The organism is Muribacter muris (assembly GCF_004569585.1).
In the GTDB taxonomy this organism is placed as follows: domain Bacteria; phylum Pseudomonadota; class Gammaproteobacteria; order Enterobacterales; family Pasteurellaceae; genus Muribacter; species Muribacter muris.
In genome coordinates, this window is the sequence record NZ_SPPA01000090.1 from 1 (window position 1) to 240 (window position 240).

Below are 240 nucleotides of genomic sequence, written 5' to 3' on the forward strand. Positions count from 1 at the left end.
CAGCATCTGCTGCAGATAGTTCAGCAAAAGTAGCAAGCACTTCGGCAAGTGCAGCAAACAGCTCTGCAAATAAAGCCGATTCTTCAGCAACTGCCGCATCAAATTCAGCGTCCGCTGCAGATAGTTCGGCAACAGCAGCAAACTCCTCAGCAAACGCAGCGGACAGCTCCGCAACTAAAGCGGGTTCTTCCGCAACGGCAGCATCAAATTCAGCATCTGCCGCAGACAGTTCAGCAACTG

The 240-nt window shown here is 52.1% G+C and carries 1 pseudogene; it reads right to left on the reverse strand.

Going from position 1 to position 240, the window contains the following annotated elements:
- Nucleotides 1–240 (reverse strand): annotated as a pseudogene (locus tag E4T80_RS12925) (hypothetical protein); the annotation flags it as partial.